Source organism: Pseudescherichia sp., from assembly GCF_031987975.1.
GTDB lineage: Bacteria > Pseudomonadota > Gammaproteobacteria > Enterobacterales > Enterobacteriaceae > Pseudescherichia.
This window is the reverse complement of sequence record NZ_DALZYX010000005.1, coordinates 177,073-190,335: the sequence shown is the minus strand read 5'-3', so window position 1 is coordinate 190,335 and position 13,263 is coordinate 177,073. Positions and strand designations below refer to the sequence as shown.

Sequence of the window (13,263 nt, the reverse complement as noted above, 5' to 3'; positions counted from 1 at the left end):
GGCGCACAGTGTGCGCCATTTTATTACAGGAACTCTTACTTACGGTAAGAGTGAGCCTGGTTGTCCAGACGCTGGTTAGCGCGAGCTGCGTCATCTTTAGCAGCCTGAACGTCAGAACGGATTGCGTTCACGTCGTTGCTCAGCTGGTCAACTTTAGCGTTCAGAGTCTGAACGTCAGAAGACAGCTGGTCGATTTTAGCGTTGCTGGAGCAACCTGCCAGCAGAGTAGAACCCAGGATTACCGCGCCCAGTACCAGTTTAGTACGATTCATTATTAATACCCTCTAGATTGAGTTAATCTCCATGTAGCGTTACAAGTATTACACAAACTTTTTTATGTTGAGAATATTTTTTTGATGGGAATACCCCTAAATTTGATCGTTCGCTCAAAGATGCATCGACTTTAGCGGGGGAGGCAAAAAAACTGTGTGAAAACAGACCACTTTCATCGGATATATCTTATGAAATACGACGTTAAATAGTTTAAGCCGATTTGCATTTCTATTGATAACAGCTATTGATGGAATAAAAAAAGCGCCCGGAAGGCGCTTTTATTGCAAATTAATAGAGCTGTTAATAATTACAGTACATGTACAGAAGCAGTATTAGTAGTACCGCTTGGAACCAGCGCACCGGAAACCATTACCACAACGTCACCTTTCTGTGCCAGGCCGCTCTCCAGCGCAATCTCTTTGCCCTGCAAATAGAAGTCATCGGTAGAGGCAATTTCGTTTACCAGCTGCGCGACAACACCTTTGCTCAGCACCAGCTGACGAGCAGTCAGTTCGTTGGTGGTCAGCGCAAGGATAGTGGCATCCGGGAAGTATTTACGCACTGCGCGAGCGGATTTGCCGCCCTGAGTCGCAACAACAATCAGCGGCGCTTCCAGTTTTTCAGCAGTCTCTACCGCGCCACGACAGACGGCTTCGGTGATACGCAGCTTACGGCTGTCGTTGTTGAAGTCCAGACGGCTGGTCATCACGCGGTCGGTACGTTCGCAGATGGTTGCCATGATGGTCACGGCTTCCAGCGGATATTTACCTTTAGCGGACTCACCGGAGAGCATGACAGCATCGGTACCGTCGAGGATGGCGTTAGCCACGTCACCAGCTTCAGCGCGGGTAGGACGCGGGTTTTTGATCATAGAGTCCAGCATTTGGGTAGCGGTGATCACCACTTTGCGTGCGCGGATACATTTTTCAATCATCATCTTCTGCGCGAAGATAACCTCTTCAACCGGGATTTCAACGCCCAGATCGCCGCGGGCAACCATGATGCCGTCAGACGCTTCGAGGATTTCGTCAAAGTTGTTCAGGCCTTCCTGGTTTTCGATCTTGGAGATGATCTGAATGTTTTCGCCGCCGTGCGCTTTCAGGTGCTCGCGGATCTCAACAACGTCGGAACGTTTACGGATAAAGGACGCTGCAACAAAATCGACGCCCTGTTCACAGCCAAAAATCAGATCCTGTTTGTCTTTCTCAGCCAGCGCCGGCAGAGCGATAGAGACGCCTGGCAGGTTGACACCTTTGTTTTCGCCGAGGTCGCCGTTGTTCAGCACCTTACAGACAACCTTGTTGCCTTCGATGGCGGTCACTTCCATACCGATCAAACCGTCATCAACCAGCACGGTATTACCGACGGAGAGGTCGGTGGTGAAACCTTCATAGGTTACAGCAACGATTTCATTGTTACCGACTACGGATTTATCGGTAGTGAAGGTGAAGGTCTGACCTGCCTTCAGGGAGACGTCGTTGCCACCTTCCAGCTTAATGGTACGGATTTCCGGTCCTTTGGTATCCAGCAAAATAGCGGCTTTTTTGCCGGTTTTGCTCATCACGTTGCGTAGGTTCTGGATACGCTGACCGTGTTCTGCATAGTCACCGTGAGAGAAGTTAAGACGCATAACGTTCATCCCGGCGTCCAGCATTTTGGTCAACATCTCTTCGGATTCGGTTTTCGGGCCGATGGTGCAAACAATTTTGGTCTTTTTCATGACAGTCTTAGTCTTTAAGTTGTGAAGGATAGGAGAATAGTGCTCCGGGGGCGCACCGCCGCGGAGTCAAACCTGTGTTGCGAAAGTTGCGATGCCACAGCCTAAGGATAGGTGACATCAAAAAAGCGTGCAGAGTAATGTGTGCTTGAGTTTCAGCCCAAAACGGGAGTATGCGATGTGATAGTTGAATTTTACAGTTCAATGAGCTGAAACCATTCAATAGCGACCAGATACCCATTATACGCTGAAAAAAGCGCAAAAGGAAAATGAAAACAGCGTTTCAAAAACCTTCTGTGCAGTTTCACAACGAAGTGTGATCAAGGTGTTAAGTATTCACAAAACTGTAAATAACGAGCGTAGCGATCGCTGCGGCAGAAGAGGGGGATTCGCTCAATTTTGCACCGCCGCGCCTCTTTATACTTTTCTCCCACCAGGTTTTGCTGGTTACTATTTCTGTGGACAGCATTGACTCATTTTAAACTGAGCGCGGAGACAAGCATGGGAGATATCTCTACACATTTCAATCGTCAGGAATTTGCCTGCCGCTGTGGATGTGGATTCGCTGTGGTCGATAAGAAATTAAACGAAGTTCTGGAAGACATTCGTGACTATTTTGCTATGCCGCTAATCATAAATTCTGCATGCCGGTGTGCGGGCTATAATCAAAAAATAGGCGGTGCAAAAGGGAGTCAACACGTTCTGGGCATGGCCGCAGATATTAGCATTATGAATATTCATCCGGACAGAGTGGCAGACTATGTTGAGGAAGTTCACAAAGAGTGCTCTACGGGGCGGTATAACAGCTTTACGCATATTGATGTACGCAATGTAGTAGCCCATTGGGACGAGAGAAGTTGAGGCATTTACGGCACAACGGCTTACAATGAGAGAAGCGAGTTCAACTCGCTTCATCTTTTTTATATTTAAATAAAATCATTTATGATCGATTTAATCTGCAGGATAATTTTATTCATTTTCTTTTCAGAGGTGTGGTACATATAGATGGTTGGTCTTTTCTCTTTTACAGGGATATATTCAACACCGTCAACTTTATACATGGTGGCGATTTTGCGCGTGAGAAGTGAACAGCCTTTGCCGGCGCGTATATTATAAAGCAGACCGGTGAGGCTGAAGTTATGCTCAATAAACGTGGCATCGGGTAGATAGTTTTTAACGAGCTGGGAAAAGCTTCGTTGAAGGTAGCTTGAATTGAGATCTTTCCAAATAAAAAGAGGTGTCGTACTGTGCGACACCGAGTAGCTCATCGGCGTGCAGATGACTATCTCATCGCCTTGCCACTTATCAACATCACACGTGGTATTAGACGCGATTTCGCGCAGCGAAACGACAAGCGTGTGTTTACGTGCGACGTCATCAACATCAGACAAATTAATAACATATCTTTCACAATTAAAAAGAATGTTTTCACTTTTCATCGCCATCACGATTTGTTGATACAGCAACTCAGGCACGCTAATATCAAAAAGAATAGTTAATGGTATATCAGCGTTTCCTGATCGACACTCGCTTTCAAGCGCCAGTATCATTTCATAAATGGGTTTGCATTTTTGATAATAGTCAAAAGCAAGCTCAGTAGGTTCCAGGCTGTTATAGGTACGGGTAAAGAGTTTGCCTCCGAGATAGTCTTCCAGTTCGCAGATGGCTTTACTTAAAGGCGAGCGAGTGATACAGAGTGCCTCTGCTGCTTTAGCAAAATTGCGCTCTTCCATGGTGACCATAAAATATTTCATTTTTTTCGCAAGTAATGCGCCCATTCGGTTTTCTCCGATGATGATTATGAGAGTAGGGTGAATACAATGGCTGTACATCCAAAACTATATTGATTAAAAGATGTAATGTCATTTTCGTGTGCATTATACGTATTTAATTAACGTCTAATGCAACCGCAGGCAGCATCATTTTTCGATTAACTTTAGGCTATTTATGAACACTATTTAACAAGGGTGATAATATCATCAGGCCACGGCATTTCTGAAGGACAGGGTAAATGAAAAATAGCAATTATACAGTTAAACATTATCAATGGCTCCAGACCATTAAAGGCAGTAATACTTATGGCACTCTCAACTATTATTAGTCAGGAACCGGATACGTTTATCGCTGCTTTTGCTGGCAGTATCATTTTTGTGGTTTCTGCTATCGATTTTGCCGTTTGGGCACGGCTACTTTTATTCGCCGCCTCAATGATGGTGGGGCTGATATGCTCAGAGTTTAGTGCGCAGGTGTTATCCCAGCTTAGCCAAAAATTATTGGGGCTTGCCCTGGAGGTCTCGCCAGCAGTAGGCGCAGTGATCAGTGCAGCGGTAGCAGTGCGCTTGCTCATGTATTTAACCACTCGCCCAAAGAAGGTTGGGTCAATCTTTGATCATAAGTTCCGGAAAGGTGAAAAATGAACATACTTTATCTTAGTTACATAATTAATATTCTTGTCGCAGGTTTGATTATTGCCAAGATCGTCTTTACGCGCGCGGTTCCGCCTACCCATCATCCCGCCTACTCATGGGTAACATGGGCGTTAGCCGTGGCCTGTAGCGCGCTTATCGTCTGGATTGCGCATGGCCATTTCAGGCTGGCCGAGCTGGCTCAGATGGTTATCAATATCCTATTTTGCATTGCCCTTTTCGCTGCTGAGGGCGATCTGGCATTTTTAATTAAAGGAAAGAGAAGAAAAATTAATATCTAACTTCCGCCTTTAACCCAGAGTAGGAAGTCAACAAGCATAATAGGTGGGAGATTTTAATGGTATTAAAATGTTTAAATAATTGTATAGAGTTGAACTATTTAGGGAGAGGTACGATAAATGAATATCAGTCACGATCTGTTTTATCACCGTGGTAAGTTGCTCTATTTGCTTTGCGATATGTCTGATACAGATGAGCGTGCAATGATACGGATTGTTGAAAGTGGACGTATTTATGATATCTATTCATGTGAATATCCCATTCAGGATCTCCGCTTTGTTCAGGGACAGACGACCCGGGACATTATGATCACCTGGCTGGCCTGGATCGATCCCCGGCACAAACACTCCAGAACCTACCTGCTTAGCTTCGATGATACGTTTACCGTTAGGCGTGTTGATCTATTACAATCTACCTACATTGGGCGGGAAAAAAATATGTTGCCGACGGCTACCCAGTTTGATGATGTTTTACTGTTGTCACAGATTAGCCTGGTTGAAGGATGGGTAAGCCTGAGTGTGTATGATATTGACACGTTGAAAGAGATTGTGCCTGTCAACATGATCAAGGAGAGCGTGAGTTATGACTTCTTTCATGCGCCAGAAGAGTGCGCAGAGAAGTTTAGCGTTATTAAGATTTCCACTAACGAAGCAGCCATTATATTTTATAATGAATTTGAACACCGTTGCGTTTATCGCTACCCGGTTATTAGCTTGAGAAGTGTTGAAAACATTGCTTACAAATAATTTGCAAAATAAAGTGTCTTTTATTGGACTTATTTATGAGCCGACTATTTCAATTTTATTTGATTGATGAAAAGTATCTGTCTATCTAAAGACACTGCAAATGTTGGTCGGTGAAAACCGAGTTCACGTTCAGCGAACCCGGTATCAGCGCTACTCTTAGAAGAATTAGCCTTCAGCAAACTTAAGCAGTGCGTCGCCATCGAGGCGGTAGCGCACCCACTCGCTCTGAGGAAGGGCGCCGATGCTAAGGTAAAAATCGATAGAGGGCTGGTTCCAGTCGAGGACGCTCCACTCCAGACGGCCACATTGACGAGTGACCGCACATTGGGCAATGTATTTCAGCAGCGCTTTACCTGCACCTTTGCCGCGGTATTCTGGTGACACATAGAGATCTTCCATGTAGATGCCGTTGCGCCCAAGCCAGGTTGAGTAGCTGGTGAAGAAAACGGCATAGCCTACCGTTTTTCCGTCAATCTCGCAGATCAGTGCTTCAGTTTTGCTTTCAGGACTGAACAGCGTTTTGCCAATCTCTTCCGGGGTCGTCACCACCTCGTCAGGCGCTTTTTCATACACTGCCAGCTCGTAAATCATATCGTAAATAGCATTAACGTCCGTGGAGAGGGCCTGGCGAATCGTGATACTCATCCGTTTTCCTGTCATTTTCTGTCGGTAGGTAAATTGATGGCGTTAAGCATAAGGGTTATCGTAAAAAGAATTAAGTGCAATGAACTCATGGATTGTTGAATACTATGCATTCTGCTCTAAGACGTCTCGATTTAAATCTGCTACCCGTTTTCGATGCCGTTTATCGCCACGGCTCGGTCAGTCTGGCGGCGGATGAGCTGGCGATGAGCACCTCGGCACTTAGCCACGCACTATCCCGGCTGCGGACAGCCTTAAACGATCCGCTTTTCTACCGGGAAGGGCACCGCATGTGTCCCAGCGTATATGCTTCCCAGCTCGCGCCTGCTGTCGCTTCGGCATTAAGCTCGCTTAATTTACAGCTTACGCCACAGCCGAAATTCGATCCTGCTGCCAGCACAGACTGCCTGCAGATTGCCATTACGGATTTCACCGCATTTACCATTTTCCCCACGCTGATATCCAGGCTACAACGCGATGCACCCGGGTTGCGCTTTGAGCTGCGTTATTTGCCTCATAGTCCTGCCCTAACGGAGCTGCTGGCGGGAGAGGTCGATCTGGCGCTGGGGTTCAGTGCGCCGGGCGATGCAAAGCAGCCGGAGCTGGATGAGATTAGCTGGTTGAAAGATGAGTATGTGGTTATTAGCAACCCTGGCCGAGCGCAGCTCACTTTCGACGATTATCTGGCTGCCCGTCATTTGATTGTGACGCCGTGGAATGAGAGGCAGGGCGTTCTGGATCTTCAGCTGGCGCAAATGGGACACACACGCCAGGTAACGATAAAAACACCCTCCATGCTTAGCGCCCCCTTTATTGTCGCCGAAAGCGATCTGCTTATGGCCCTCCCGCGACTGGCGGCGGAGCGTATCGCCCAGACGGCAGGCGTTACAATTTTCGAGCTGCCGTTTAGCGTGCCTCCGTTCGAGGTGAAAATCTATTCCCACAAACGAAGCGGTAAGCGCGGTGCGACCGACTGGTTGAAAGAATTGTTGCTGACGCTGGCGATATCTGGCGCAGAATGAAAAGCAAAAAGCCCGCTAAAAAGCGGGCTTCTCAAATTTGGCTCCTCTGACTGGACTCGAACCAGTGACATACGGATTAACAGTCCGCCGTTCTACCGACTGAACTACAGAGGAATCGTGTGAACGCAGCGAATATTAGCGGCATAAAATTTTTTGTCAAACCCCATTTGAATCAATGTCGTTCGTCTGCTGCTTCTCTCACCACTCTGGTGCTTTTGCCAACAAAATCTGTGGAAAATACTTTGCAGGATCGGCATTTCTCCCTCATCATTTGAAATGAAGTTTCAACTTTCTCTCTTGCACTCTCGCTAAGGTCCACTTTGAACGTCACTGCCGCTCTACGACAGGCCGTCGTACGCACGTCCTGGTATAAAAAACGCAATAGTTACCGAGTCCTTTTCTGGCGTGAGATCACTCCGCTGGCGGTACCTATTTTTCTGGAAAATACCTGCGTACTGCTGATGGGGGTACTCAGCACCTTTCTGGTCAGCTGGTTAGGTAAAGAGGCGATGGCGGGCGTGGGCCTCGCTGACAGTTTCAATATGGTGGTCATGGCGTTTTTTGCCGCGATCGACTTAGGGACCACCGTGGTTGTCGCCTTTAGCCTGGGCAAACGTGACAGGCGACGAGCACGGGCGGCGGCACGGCAGTCGCTGGTGATCATGACTCTCTTTGCCGCAGTGCTGGCGGCGGTGATCCACTACTTTGGCGCGCAGATTATTGACGTTGTCGCGGGAGAGGCGACGCCAGAAGTCAAAGCGCTGGCGCTGACCTATCTGGAGCTAACCGTTCTTAGCTACCCGGCAGCGGCGATTGCGCTGATCGGCAGCGGAGCGCTGCGTGGGGCAGGTAATACTAAAATTCCGCTGATGATCAACGGCGGCATGAATATTCTCAATATCATTATCAGTAGCGCGCTGATCTACGGCGTCTTCTCCTGGCCGGGGCTGGGCTTCGCCGGGGCCGGACTGGGCCTGACCATCTCCCGCTATATCGGCGCGATAGCTATCATCTGGGTACTGATGATTGGCTTTAATCCGGCGTTGCGTATTACGCTCAAAAGCTACTTTAAGCCGCTTAACTTCGCCATTATCTGGGAGGTGATGGGTATTGGTGTTCCAGCCAGCATCGAGTCAGTGCTTTTTAACAGCGGCAAACTGCTGACGCAGATCTTTGTGGCCGGTATGGGGACTAACGTTATTGCCGGTAACTTTATCGCCTTCTCCGTGGCGGCATTAATCAACTTGCCAGGCAACGCGCTGGGTTCTGCCTCAACCATCATTACCGGCAGGCGATTGGGTAAGGGGCAGATTGGCCAGGCCGAGCGCCAGCTGCGCCATGTCTTCTGGCTTTCGACTATTGGCCTGACCTGTATCGCCTGGTTCAGCGCGCCGTTTGCAGGCCTGCTGGCCTCGTTTTATACCCCGGAGCCGGACGTTCAGGAGGTCGTGAAAACGCTGCTCTGGCTTAACGCCGCATTTATGCCTATCTGGGCGGCTTCGTGGGTGCTGCCGGCGGGGCAGAAGGGTGCGCGTGACGCTCGCTTTGCAATGTGGGTCTCCATGCTCGGCATGTGGGGTTGCCGCGTTGTCGCAGGCTATACGCTAGGTGTGGTGCTGGGGATGGGCGTGGTGGGTGTCTGGCTGGGGATGTTCCTCGACTGGGCGGTGCGCGGGGTGCTCTTCTACTGGCGCATGATTAGCGGCCGCTGGCTGTGGAAATATCCGCGTGCCAAACGGCCAAATGCACAGTAAGTCAGCGGGGCATTGCTGTTTTTTGTGCGGCATGGGGAATAATTGGGCAATCGGATGTTTTTTTTAAATCACCCTTTGACAAGCCCACCCCCCGCCGTTAATATTCGCCCCGTTCACACGATTCCTCTGTAGTTCAGTCGGTAGAACGGCGGACTGTTAATCCGTATGTCACTGGTTCGAGTCCAGTCAGAGGAGCCAAATTCTAGTCTCAAGACCTCTCCCTGCGTCCTGAGGCATTAAAAAGCAGTTAGATTAACCCGGCTGTCCTGATAAGGACTGCCGGGTTTTTTACATCTGTGGTTTTCGGGCCTTAATCGGAGCCTCACGGTTCGTTGAGTAAATGCAGCACTCACTGATACCGCTATCCGCAAGTTCAGACCCGCAGGCAAACCCGGCGAACAGTGGACCGGTAAACCAATCATTTTTGCCCGTTTTCTTGCCATAACAGCCTGATGCTCTTCCTCCTTTTTTTTCATCATTGGCGCCGATGCCGGACTTTCTGTCCGGTCCCTGTGACTTTAAAAAAGGAAATACTATGTCCGTTATCCCTGAAGCTGGCAGCAGCCTGCGCTTATACACTGGCATCAACTATTCCGGTACCTCCCAGTCCGTCGCCCACGGCATCACCGGCACTCTCGCCACCGGCAGTAACAGCTGGAACTACCGCTCTGTTGCCATGAGCGACATGCATGCCTTCTGCTGGAGCGAAGTCAGTACTACCGACCCTTCCCTGAACTACCAGAACCACACCGAGAGCCTTATCACTGCTGACGTCCCTGACCTTACCACCTTCTATGTTGCCTCCGCTTTTCCGCTGTCTTACCTCGGCGTCGACCCGGCCGTGGTCACCCCGGTCTGGCTCGACATGAGCGCCGTTTCCGGTGACGTTAATGCCGTGGCCGCCACCTCCGTGGTTGGCGGTGCCACCACCAGCATCACCACCCTGAGCCGCCCGGGCCTGAATGGGGTGGCCGGCTTTATCGGCATCACCACCGGCAGTTCCGTCATCGTCTCATGCTTGTTCGGTGCCTACAATGCCACCACCGGCCAGGTCGCCTGGAGTAGCCTCAATGCCGGTACTCTGGTGCTGGAGTACACCGGCGGTGCCGTGACCATCCTCTCCGCCACCGGCTTCCCGGATGGCTGGACCTTCGCCGCCCCGGTCATGCAGACCGACAACTCCTGGCAAATCATCGTTGCGGGTGGTGGTGCCGGTAACGTCATCAGCACCCTGGTCAGCGACAGGAGCAGCATCATCAACGATGGCATCAGCGCGGCAGTCCTGACCGCCACCGTGACCGACGGCAGCGGCCTTCCCGTTTCCGGCGTGACGGTGAAGTGGAGTGCCGCCCCGGGTGAGCTGAGCACGTCATCTTCAGTGACGGACATGGCTGGCCAGGCTACGACGACCCTGACCGACACCGGTGACACCGGGACAAGCTGGGTGACGGCCACTCTGGACAACGGCAGCACGAAGAGCGTGAGCGTGGCTCTGCTCGATGCCAGCGGCGATGTGACCCTGGTCAGCGTCACCAGTGACAAGGACACCATCATCAATGACGGTGAAGACCAGGCGTACCTGACCGCCACGGTGGTGGATACGGCCGGTAACCCGGCGCAGGGTGTGACGGTAACCTGGACAACCGACCTGGGCAACCTGAACCATAAACAGCAGGTGACGGATGAAACCGGCCAGTCGCATGCGAAACTGTCGGACCTTGGTGACGCGGGGACCGCAGTGGTGACCGCAACCCTGCCGGACGGCACCTGTAAGTATGTGAATATAACGGTGGAGGAAGCTGAAGCCGGCGACCGGATTGTCAGCCTGACCAGCGACAAAGCCAGTATCACGAATGACGGTACGGATGCAGCGACGCTGACTGCGCTGGTTTATGGCCAACAGAACATGCCCGCGGCAGGCGTGAGGGTGAACTGGCGTACCACCCTGGGCAATCTGAGTAGTGAGTTTTCAATGACGAACCTTCTGGGTCAGGCAACCGTGAGTCTGACAGATACGGGTGATACAGGTACTGCGGTAGTGGCTGGCGTGCTGTATAATGGCAGTATAAAAAGCGTAGAGATTGTTTTGAATACGCCAACTCTACGCTGGACTGATGTAACACGTGCACTTAACCCCCTCAAAAAAATAACTGTTGATGAACAAGGGATTTTTTCTACTAATAATTATGTTCCGGTGGGAGCCCGCGTAAGTCGAAAATTTACTGGGGGAGCATTGCCTGTACACTGGAGTTCAAGCCAGCCAGGTGTTGCAAGTGTCGATAAAAATGGTACGGTCACGATTAATGGCAGAGGCATTGCAAAAATCTCGTTAACTGACAGTGACAACAACCAGATTTCTTACCTTATTAATACCTTAACAGCTAGCCTCTATAAGCAAAAATCTACAGTACCGGAACCATGGCAGGAACATTTATCTAGCGCGTCAGGGCTGGAGGATTTGTTCGATGAGTGGGGGGATTTTTACAATGACGCGAACGCCTGCGGTTGGCGTGGTCAGTCAGCATCTAATTTTTATTTCTGGAGCGCAACAGGAAGCGATCGGGATCCGGGTATTCTCGTTAAAATGGCCTACTGGACAGTTAACCTTCATATGAAAACAGAGGAGGTCGTCGACTGGCCAGATAGTTATCATTATATCGCTGTGGGCGTTTTGTAAGTATCCCGAATAGTTAAAATAGTTAAGTTACTCTCGCATACGCAATCTGCGAAAAAAGAAGAGCGCTATGCGCATGTCACGCTTTTAGCACAGGATGCTGGTGGCAGTGGTAGCGCTTTTTTACCTGTGAAGGTTCAGCATTTTTTTTACTCACTTGCATAAAACTGTTAACGCCTCGTAAATAATAAAGGCTTCTGGAAAGAAGCCTTTGCCAGCTAAAAACTATTTCTTTAATCGTCGTTCTGCTTACCGGAACGGCGGCTCGTTAAAGGTTCTCAGCTTACGCGAGTGCAGACGGTCACCCTCGGCGCGCAACAGGTCAATCGCCCGGATCCCAATCTGCAAATGCTCAGAAATAGCGCCCTCGTAAAAACGGTTCGCCTGGCCCGGCAGCTTGATTTCGCCATGCAGCGGCTTATCCGAAACGCAGAGCAGGGTGCCGTACGGGACGCGGAAGCGGTAGCCCTGTGCGGCGATGGTGGCGCTCTCCATATCGATTGCCACCGCACGGCTCAGGTTAAACCTCAAGGCCGAGGCGCTGTAGCGCAGCTCCCAGTTGCGATCGTCAGTGGTGACGACCGTCCCGGTACGCAGTCGCTGTTTAACCTCTTCACCAGGCATGCCGCTGACCATTTTGGTAGCGTCATAGAGCGCGCGCTGGACCTCGGCAATGCTTGGAATGGGAATATCCGGCGGCAGTACCGCATCCAATACATGATCGTCGCGCAGATAGGCGTGCGCCAGCACATAGTCGCCAATGGACTGGCTTTCACGTAGGCCGCCACAATGGCCAATCATCAGCCATAATGCAGGGCGCAGTACGGCAAGGTGATCGCAAATGGTTTTGGCGTTCGACGGCCCAACGCCAATATTGACCAGCGTAATGCCTTCGCCATCGGCGGTGATCAGATGCCAGGCAGGCATCTGATGCTTTTTCCATGCCAGATCGGAAATAGCCTCTTCCGGCGCCTCGGTCTCGGCAGTGATCCAGACCCCGCCTGCGCAAGAGAGCGCAATATAGGGGCTGTCAGGATCGAGGATCTGGCTACAGCCCCAGCGCACAAACTCATCCACGTAGCGGGTATAGTTGGTAAACAACACGAAGGGCTGGAAGTGTTCCACAGGCGTGCCGGTATAGTGACGCAGGCGAGCCAGTGAGAAATCAACGCGGCGCGCATCAAAATGCGACAGCGGATAGAGTTCTGTGGGGTGAAACAGGCCGTCGGCAGTCTCATCGCCAATCTGTGCCAGCTCGGTAGTCGGGAAGTGGCGGGTCAGCCCCGCGCTCATTGAGCGATCCAGCGTCAGCGCTGAGCCATCAATAACATAAGGATAGGGGATCTCATGCTGGGATGGCCCAACTTCAATTACTGCCCCATAGTCATTGTACAGCAGCGTTAACTGTTCCAGCAGATAGGAGCGGAACAGTCCCGGACGTGTGATGGTGGTAGTGTAGCGGCCGGAGTGGGTAAAACGGCCGTAAGCACGGGTTTTTGGCGGATTTGTGGTATTCCCATCCCAGGAGACCGACAGCTCAGGGTAGACGAACTTGCCCTGGGCACGTGCCAGAGTATCGGGCAGCGTACCGTCATTAATAAAGACCCCGATGGCATCGCGTAGTGCGTTCACTGACTGCTCATAGAGTGCATCAAGCTTCTCCAGCGCCTGCTCCGGCGTCAGACCTTCGCCCTTGTTATACATCATTATCTCCTTGTTCACGGGTGTGC

Annotated in this window: 13 protein-coding genes and 2 tRNA genes; 9 read left to right on the top strand and 6 right to left on the bottom strand. The window is 50.7% G+C overall.

Annotated elements, in window-relative coordinates; all coding sequences use genetic code 11:
• Positions 1–35: 35 nt before the first annotated feature.
• On the bottom strand, positions 36–272 hold the full coding sequence (locus RTN40_RS10630; RefSeq protein ID WP_007374746.1) for a major outer membrane lipoprotein: 237 nt from the start codon (positions 270–272) through the stop codon (positions 36–38).
• A 308-nt stretch (positions 273–580) separates the two neighbouring features.
• Positions 581–1,993 carry a pyruvate kinase PykF gene (pykF, locus tag RTN40_RS10625; RefSeq protein ID WP_312228428.1) on the bottom strand — a complete coding sequence of 471 codons (1,413 nt, stop codon included), beginning with the start codon at positions 1,991–1,993 and terminating at the stop codon, positions 581–583.
• A gap of 498 nt (positions 1,994–2,491) precedes the next feature.
• Between pykF and RTN40_RS10620 the strand changes: the two genes are divergently transcribed.
• Positions 2,492–2,851 (top strand): D-Ala-D-Ala carboxypeptidase family metallohydrolase, encoded by a 360-nt coding sequence (locus RTN40_RS10620; RefSeq protein ID WP_312228427.1) that lies wholly within the window; start codon positions 2,492–2,494, stop codon positions 2,849–2,851.
• Positions 2,852–2,916: 65 nt separating this feature from the next.
• Here RTN40_RS10620 and RTN40_RS10615 read toward each other — a convergent pair whose 3' ends face one another.
• On the bottom strand, positions 2,917–3,768 hold the full coding sequence (locus tag RTN40_RS10615; RefSeq protein ID WP_312228426.1) for a LysR family transcriptional regulator: 852 nt from the start codon (positions 3,766–3,768) through the stop codon (positions 2,917–2,919).
• A gap of 300 nt (positions 3,769–4,068) precedes the next feature.
• Between RTN40_RS10615 and RTN40_RS10610 the strand changes: the two genes are divergently transcribed.
• The 3 genes from RTN40_RS10610 (at position 4,069) to RTN40_RS10600 (ending at position 5,441) form a co-directional block, all read left to right on the top strand.
• Positions 4,069–4,407 carry a putative holin gene (locus RTN40_RS10610; RefSeq protein WP_312228425.1) on the top strand — a complete coding sequence of 113 codons (339 nt, stop codon included), beginning with the start codon at positions 4,069–4,071 and terminating at the stop codon, positions 4,405–4,407.
• The gene (locus tag RTN40_RS10605; protein ID WP_312228424.1) at positions 4,404–4,697 is read left to right on the top strand and encodes a phage holin family protein; all 294 of its coding nucleotides are present in this window, start codon (positions 4,404–4,406) and stop codon (positions 4,695–4,697) included. Before RTN40_RS10610 ends, RTN40_RS10605 begins: the two co-directional genes overlap by 4 nt.
• A gap of 117 nt (positions 4,698–4,814) precedes the next feature.
• Positions 4,815–5,441 carry a hypothetical protein gene (locus RTN40_RS10600; protein WP_312228423.1) on the top strand — a complete coding sequence of 209 codons (627 nt, stop codon included), beginning with the start codon at positions 4,815–4,817 and terminating at the stop codon, positions 5,439–5,441.
• Between the two features lie 165 nt (positions 5,442–5,606).
• Here the strand turns inward: RTN40_RS10600 and RTN40_RS10595 are convergent, their stop codons facing one another.
• A complete protein-coding gene (locus RTN40_RS10595; RefSeq protein WP_312228422.1) occupies positions 5,607–6,086 on the bottom strand; it encodes a GNAT family N-acetyltransferase in 480 nt (159 codons plus the stop codon).
• A gap of 92 nt (positions 6,087–6,178) precedes the next feature.
• Between RTN40_RS10595 and RTN40_RS10590 the strand changes: the two genes are divergently transcribed.
• Positions 6,179–7,105 (top strand): LysR family transcriptional regulator, encoded by a 927-nt coding sequence (locus RTN40_RS10590; protein WP_312228421.1) that lies wholly within the window; start codon positions 6,179–6,181, stop codon positions 7,103–7,105.
• Positions 7,106–7,143: 38 nt separating this feature from the next.
• On the opposite strand, the gene RTN40_RS10585 is transcribed toward RTN40_RS10590, so the two are convergent.
• Positions 7,144–7,219 (bottom strand) — tRNA-Asn (locus RTN40_RS10585).
• Positions 7,220–7,224: 5 nt separating this feature from the next.
• Between RTN40_RS10585 and RTN40_RS21000 the strand changes: the two genes are divergently transcribed.
• From RTN40_RS21000 to RTN40_RS10570, 4 genes are all read left to right on the top strand, one after another.
• Positions 7,225–7,380, top strand: coding sequence for a DUF5951 family protein (locus RTN40_RS21000; RefSeq protein ID WP_409418524.1), 156 nt, complete (start codon positions 7,225–7,227; stop codon positions 7,378–7,380).
• 45 nt (positions 7,381–7,425) lie between these two features.
• Positions 7,426–8,859, top strand: a complete 1,434-nt coding sequence (locus tag RTN40_RS10580) for an EmmdR/YeeO family multidrug/toxin efflux MATE transporter (RefSeq protein ID WP_312228420.1) — start codon at positions 7,426–7,428, stop codon at positions 8,857–8,859.
• Between the two features lie 122 nt (positions 8,860–8,981).
• A tRNA-Asn gene (locus tag RTN40_RS10575) sits at positions 8,982–9,057 on the top strand.
• A gap of 337 nt (positions 9,058–9,394) precedes the next feature.
• A complete protein-coding gene (locus RTN40_RS10570) occupies positions 9,395–11,536 on the top strand; it encodes an Ig-like domain-containing protein (RefSeq protein ID WP_312228419.1) in 2,142 nt (713 codons plus the stop codon).
• A 246-nt stretch (positions 11,537–11,782) separates the two neighbouring features.
• Here RTN40_RS10570 and RTN40_RS10565 read toward each other — a convergent pair whose 3' ends face one another.
• A complete protein-coding gene (locus tag RTN40_RS10565) occupies positions 11,783–13,237 on the bottom strand; it encodes an AMP nucleosidase (RefSeq protein WP_312228611.1) in 1,455 nt (484 codons plus the stop codon).
• Between the last annotated feature and the right edge of the window lie 26 nt (positions 13,238–13,263).